This window comes from Vibrio sp. 970, from assembly GCF_033339075.1.
Genome location: NZ_JAWOTW010000042.1, coordinates 1 through 5,252 on the forward strand (window position 1 = coordinate 1; position 5,252 = coordinate 5,252).

Consider the following 5,252-nt stretch of genomic DNA (forward strand, 5'->3'; position numbering starts at 1 on the left):
TATGCGTTGGCTTTAGTGGTTAATGTGGTATGCGGAGACTTAGGTATTGCGTGCCTCACACCTTAACAAGGCGTTATGTTGTCAAAGATTAAGTATGAAGATTTTAATATTATTTATAGCGGCATTATTGTCTGGCTGCGCTGGTTTAATTGAAAGTGCTAGTTCCCCAAATTATCGAGAACACAAAGCTCGGGACAGTGTATCGCCTAGGAATCATAAAGGTTCAAGGAAAAACAAATTAGTCGGTACTGTTGTACTCACGTTTAATATTAATAGTCAGGGTGATGTGATTGACATAATGGTTACTGATTCTGTACCTAAAGGAGTATTCGATGCTGAAGCTGTGCGAATATTATCAAAACGGAAGTATGCGCCTTCCGAAAAAGGGGAAACTGGCCCTAAAAAAGCTAAGTTCGAGTTTAAAATTTGACACATAACAAACTGCTTAAGAGGGATTCGCAACGCGTGGCATTTTTGCTATGCGTTGATTTTAGTGCTTAAGGTGGTATGCGGCGGCTTTTGTATTGCGTTGCTCACCCCTTAGCAGGGCGTTAGCAGTCAAGGATGAATATGAAACAAAACTACCAAGTTCATGAACACATGTATGTTGAAGCTCGCGAAGCTGGCTGGGAAGGTTGGGGTGGCAACGAGCGAATGTCTAAAGCAGTTTTAGTTGAGCGTTTTCTCGAGCTATTTAAACGACCGGTGCAAGGTAAACTGCTCGAACTAGGTTGCGGTGAAGGACATCATTGCAGAGCTTTCCAGAAGTTAGGCTTTGAGGTGGTAGGTATAGATATTTCACCAACCGCAATTGAATGGGCAAAGGAAAAAGCCAGAGCAACAGGAGTCGAGGGTAATTATTATTTAGCGGACCTAACGGTAGCGTCTCTTGAACTTCCAGAACGTTATGATGTTGTCATTGACGGTAATTGCTTGCATTGCATTATCGGTGCAGATCGAGTCATATTTTTGAGTCATGTTTATCGTTCACTGTCTGAAAACGGGGTATTTTTTGTCAGTAGCTTGTGCTCTAAAAATGAAATTAGCTATGAAACTTATAGGGATGGCAGTCCATATCGTCATGTTACCTCTGAAAGTGATCTAGTTGTTGAACTAGAGAAAGCAGGGTTCCAAGTGCTTCATGTCAGTGTCTATGAGCGTGAAACTTCAAACCACATAACGGTGTATGCGATAAAAGCATAATTTTGTGTAGAAAAAACTGCTAACAAATTGTTCAAGAGTGATTCGGCACGCGTGGCATTTTTGCTATGCGTCAGGTTTAGTGGTTAGGGTGTTATGCGGAGGGTTCGGTATTGCGTGCCTCACACCTTAACAAGGCGTTAGGCGGCGGGCAGGAAAGTTCTTTGTTCTCATCTTCTTAGTTCTCTTTGATCATTCATTTTTCTAAGTCGGCAATTCAACATTGTCGACTCAAATTCTTTAATCTCTTCTGCCGTAAAACATGCCAAAGTTCGCGGATTGCCTCATTGGTTTTCACAGTCTGTTGGTTGTGAATTTCACTGGCTCAAAGTGTGGAAAGGGCAAGTTAATCGAGGCTTTCGTTCTCGTTTTAAATTTGCAGCTTTAGTTCACTACTTAACGCGGCGTTAGGCGACGGGCAGGAAAGTTCTTTGTTCTCATCTTCTTAGTTCTCTTTGGCTATTCGCTTTTCTAAGTCGGCAATTTCGTATTGTCGGCTCAAATTCTTGAATTCCTTCAAGCGTAAAACATGCCAAAATTCGTGGGTTGCCTCATTGTTTTATGGGGCTGGTTGACGGTGAATTTCACTGGTTCAAAGTGTGGCAAGGGCAAGTCAATTGAGGTTTTTGAATTTGCTGTGAGTTTGCACCTTTGGGCTTTACGGGTTCAAACCTGCTTTGTTGCTGAAGGTCAGCATTTCGTGGTTGTTGAAACCTTGGCTGAAACATAGTGGCTTTTATGGTTCTTGAATCACAAAAAGTCAGTGGGTGTTTGGTTGCTTATTTGGTTTCGGGTAATCTGCTTTCAAACCAACTTAAAGACTGGTGGGAAACTTCGCCTAACAAGGCGTTTAAGACGGATTCACAACGCTTAGCGATTTCAGTTCAAGTTAGGTTAAGTGAGTAAGGTACAATGGTTTAGGTTTGGTGGTTTGCGTTGTTCACCACTTAACGCGGCGTTATGCGCTAGTGCATTTAAATATCGAGGGATATATGGATAATGAACTACCAAAAGCGATGGTATTGAAAACAATAGATGGTAGACATGTGGGCTTCATGTTGTTAGCTCCCAATTCAGGCGAGTCGGGGGAATGTGTTTTCAGTTTATCTGCGTCATCTGCAGAGGTAATCGATAGCAATTTAGGTGTCGTTCTATCTGAGCTTAAAGTTTCTGGCGAGCATAAATACGTAGTGGAAACCATAAAAGATGGGTACTTAATTAATATTGCACCAATAGGCCTACCTAATGTTCAAGTTCAGCTTAATCATCAGTTCTCCGGAGATATAGTTACTCATATTGAAGGACGAGTCGCTTGTATTGGAACAGCTGAATTAGTGGAGCAAAGCGCATAACAAACTGTTTAAGAGTGATTCGCAACGCGTGGCATTTTCACTATGCGTTGCTTTTAGTGTTTAAGGTGGTGTGCGGAAGCGTCGGTATAGCGTTGCTCACACCTTAACAGGGCGTTAGTCGCCAGAAAAAGCTAGTAATCAAAATCATGTTTCTTAGCTCAAAATTTGGCAGCTGTTTGTTTGGTATACAGATTCATCGTCGATGGTCAAAACTCAGTTTCTGCTGTTTTAACCCCAAAGCTTGGCAAGTGTCCTAGCGGTTGTTTTGTCCTTTGGTGCTGACAGAACAGGGCAGTCGAGAGTCTGTTTTTGGTTGCAACTCTGCTCGGTGAGTTTGTTGGGTACAAAAGCCGATTTACTCGCTGAAATGACGTTTTCTCTGGTGTTGTAAGTTCCACGTGGTTTCAGTGACTTTGTTGAAAGTCCGTACTGTGAGATTGGCTTTCCAAAAGCGCTTTTTGGTGTTGTCAGTCCGTTTTCTACGACGTTGTTTGTTCTAAGTGGTTTCATTGAGTAGCCGCTTTGAGACTACGCCTGACTTAAATGCATCAAAGCACATAAAGTTTGTTGTTCGCAAAGTTTAGTTCGGCTTAAAATTGTCGCTCGGTGCCTCGCGACTAACAAACTGCTCAAGAGGGATTCGCAACGCGTGGCATTTTCACTATGCGTTGAATTTAGTGATTAAGGTGGTTTGCGGCGGCTTCGGTATTGCGTTGCTCACCCCTTAGCAGGGCGTTATGTGATTCGAGAGGTATCAAATGAATCAAGCAGACATGGTATATAACCTGCTCAGGGGTGTTGTTGCAGATTTAAATAGTAGTTTTGGCTGCTCTTTAGTTTTGCACCAACAAAAGATCACAAAAAAACATATTAGTGTGAGTGGTGCCAACGGTAGGCTTTGGGTATCGCCATCGATTGGTGGCTATGATATTTCAGTTAGCGGCAAATCATTAGAAAAAGAACTGGTGCCGACCCTGACGTCATACTTTGGTCGCTGTGCTGATGGTTATAAGCAAAAAAACGCAAATAAGGGTTTTATGCATCAACCTTTCTGGAGAACTAGTGACTTCCAAGATGTTCAGGCTGTATGTCAAATGTACATGAAGACAGCCAAGTAAAAAATCACATAACAAATTGTTCAAGAGTGATTCGGCACGCGTGGCATTTTTACTATGCTTCAGGTTTTGTGTTTAAGGTGATATGCGGAGGCTTCGGTATTGCGTGCCTCACACCTTAACAAGGCGTTAGTCGCCAGAAAAAGCTAGCAATCAAAATCATGTTTCTGAGCTTAAAATTTAGCAGCAGTTTGTTTGGAACACAGATTCATCATCGATCATTAGAACTTAGTTTTAGCTGTTTTGAGTCCAAAATTTTGCAAGTGTCCTAGTGGTTATTTTGTTCTTTGGTGCTGACAGAGCAGGGCAATCGAGAGTTTGTTTTGGATTGCAACTCCGCTCGGTGACTTTGTTGGTTCAAAAGCCGATTTACTCGCTGAAATGACGTTTTCTTTGGTGTGGTAAGTTTCACGTGGTTTCAGTGACTTTGTTGAAAGTCCGCACTGTCAGATTAGTTTTTCCAAAAGCGCTTTTTGGTGTTGTCAGTCCGTTTTCTGCGGCGTTGGTTGTTCTAAGTGGTTTCATTGAGTAGTCGCTTTGAGACTACGCCTGACGTAAGTGCATAAAAGCACATAAATTTTGTTGTTAGAAAAGATTGGCTCGGCTTAAAATTGGCGCTCGGTGCCTCGCGACTAACAAACTGCTCAAGAGGGATTCGCAACGCGTGGCATTTTCACTATGCGTTGTTTTTAGTGTTTAAGGCGATATGCGGCGGCTTTTGTATTGCGTTGCTCACCCCTTAGCAGGGCGTTAGTTGCCAAAGCAATAGTTAAATTTAGGAGTTTTAATGGATAGTATGATTTCCTCGCTTAAAGATAATATAAACTCAAGGCTTACAAATCCGTTTATTGGTGCTTTTGTTTTTGCGTGGATATCGCTACATATCAAAGGAGTCAGTATATTTCTCCTTGTTGATACACAAATGAAAATAGAGATACTGCGTAATAAAGACTGGTTACTTCTGGATGATGTGATTTACCCTTTGTCTCTGTCACTTGCTTACCTTGTTGTATTGCCAATGCTCAACTTGTTATACGATCGCTTTAATAGTGGCTGGCTAATTCCTAAAAGGTTAGACCTTTCTAGAAAGAAAACTGTTGCTCAAGTCCGTTCTGAAACAGCTTACATTAGAGATTATGAGTATGAAAACTTGTCATATCTTATTAATGCAAAAAAGAAGTTAACAGGTTCTGTAAGCGAGTTACTAGAAGTACTTGAAGAATATAGAGAGAACTGCACTATGGCTGATCAAGACAAGTTTATAAGATTACAATCTGTGACATATGAGTTAAGTGAAGTGGTAACAACAGTGTCTGCTTCTGATAAAAATAACTCAGCATAGTTTGAGCATCTGTATTTGTTGTTCAAGGCAACTAACAATCTGTTTAAGAGTGATTCGCAACGCGTGGCATTTTTACTATGCGTTGGTTTTAGTGTTTAAGGTGGTATGCGGCGGCCTCAGTATTGCGTTGCTCACACCTTAACAGGGCGTTATGCGCTCGCAGAAATGGAGATAATCAATCATGGAAGATTTAGCTAATTCGTTAAGAAGTTCTGGCCTAAAAGTCAAAATTAAAAAAGGAAA

6 protein-coding genes and 1 pseudogene are annotated in these 5,252 nt (G+C 41.5%); 6 read left to right on the plus strand and 1 reads right to left on the minus strand.

The annotated features are described in order from the left end of the window. Positions 1 to 94: 94 nt before the first annotated feature. The 4 genes from R7Q11_RS24390 (at position 95) to R7Q11_RS24405 (ending at position 2,552) form a co-directional block, all read left to right on the plus strand. The gene (locus tag R7Q11_RS24390; RefSeq protein WP_031781252.1) at positions 95 to 430 is read left to right on the plus strand and encodes an energy transducer TonB; all 336 of its coding nucleotides are present in this window, start codon (positions 95 to 97) and stop codon (positions 428 to 430) included. A gap of 134 nt (positions 431 to 564) precedes the next feature. Next, on the plus strand, positions 565 to 1,203 hold the full coding sequence (locus R7Q11_RS24395) for a class I SAM-dependent methyltransferase (RefSeq protein WP_225466804.1): 639 nt from the start codon (positions 565 to 567) through the stop codon (positions 1,201 to 1,203). A 526-nt stretch (positions 1,204 to 1,729) separates the two neighbouring features. After that, positions 1,730 to 1,930, plus strand: coding sequence for a hypothetical protein (locus R7Q11_RS24400; RefSeq protein WP_086046822.1), 201 nt, complete (start codon positions 1,730 to 1,732; stop codon positions 1,928 to 1,930). A 262-nt stretch (positions 1,931 to 2,192) separates the two neighbouring features. Continuing rightward, positions 2,193 to 2,552 (plus strand): hypothetical protein, encoded by a 360-nt coding sequence (locus R7Q11_RS24405; RefSeq protein WP_171343494.1) that lies wholly within the window; start codon positions 2,193 to 2,195, stop codon positions 2,550 to 2,552. A gap of 206 nt (positions 2,553 to 2,758) precedes the next feature. Here R7Q11_RS24405 and R7Q11_RS24410 read toward each other — a convergent pair. Further along, positions 2,759 to 3,062 (minus strand): annotated as a pseudogene (locus R7Q11_RS24410) (hypothetical protein). A gap of 248 nt (positions 3,063 to 3,310) precedes the next feature. On the opposite strand from R7Q11_RS24410, the gene R7Q11_RS24415 reads away from it, so the two are divergent. Then, a complete protein-coding gene (locus R7Q11_RS24415; RefSeq protein WP_041061777.1) occupies positions 3,311 to 3,670 on the plus strand; it encodes a hypothetical protein in 360 nt (119 codons plus the stop codon). 784 nt (positions 3,671 to 4,454) lie between these two features. Continuing rightward, entirely contained in the window at positions 4,455 to 5,009 is a 555-nt protein-coding gene (locus R7Q11_RS24420; protein WP_225466805.1) for a hypothetical protein, read from the plus strand. The last annotated feature ends 243 nt before the right edge of the window (positions 5,010 to 5,252 follow it).

Coding starts and splice junctions, on each gene's coding strand:
- R7Q11_RS24405 (WP_171343494.1), top strand. CDS start 2,193: ATGGATAATGAACTACCAAAAGCGATGGTATTGAAAACAATAGATGGT.
- R7Q11_RS24400 (WP_086046822.1), top strand. CDS start 1,730: ATGCCAAAATTCGTGGGTTGCCTCATTGTTTTATGGGGCTGGTTGACG.
- R7Q11_RS24390 (WP_031781252.1), top strand. CDS start 95: ATGAAGATTTTAATATTATTTATAGCGGCATTATTGTCTGGCTGCGCT.
- R7Q11_RS24395 (WP_225466804.1), top strand. CDS start 565: ATGAATATGAAACAAAACTACCAAGTTCATGAACACATGTATGTTGAA.
- R7Q11_RS24420 (WP_225466805.1), top strand. CDS start 4,455: ATGGATAGTATGATTTCCTCGCTTAAAGATAATATAAACTCAAGGCTT.
- R7Q11_RS24415 (WP_041061777.1), top strand. CDS start 3,311: ATGAATCAAGCAGACATGGTATATAACCTGCTCAGGGGTGTTGTTGCA.